Annotated in this window: 1 pseudogene; it reads right to left on the reverse strand. The window is 42.0% G+C overall.

Going from position 1 to position 379, the window contains the following annotated elements:
• Positions 1 to 213: 213 nt before the first annotated feature.
• Positions 214 to 379: pseudogene (locus Xkoz_RS23675) on the reverse strand (ISAs1 family transposase); the annotation flags it as partial.

Here is a 379-nt window from a genome sequence, read left to right on the forward strand (position 1 = left end):
TTACCTCGTATTTTGTATAAGGATTCGACACCCATATAGCAAAGTCGGTAACTCTCAACCTTTCAAGGTTCAGTGTCAGATCACGTCGTGACTAATACAGAAGATACCCCATTACGGCTATCTTCCCGATGATTTTCAAATGGAACTGATTATTTTTATGATTTATCCCGAACCTTGCGTTCAATCAATTCACCAGGGCAAGAGCGTGAATGTTCACTTCTTGCCTAACGCCTTAAATCCTGCGACTAAGACCTTATCCAAATAGTTAATATCCATACTCGCAAACCGCCTTTTTCGGCGAATGCTGGCTTTTTTGGTTGTTTCTGCCCGCAACATATTGACACTCATGTGACGCAGACATCCCAATATTTCAGCCGAT

Origin of the sequence: Xenorhabdus kozodoii (assembly GCF_002632875.1) — a bacterium.
In the GTDB taxonomy this organism is placed as follows: Bacteria; Pseudomonadota; Gammaproteobacteria; order Enterobacterales; family Enterobacteriaceae; genus Xenorhabdus; species Xenorhabdus kozodoii.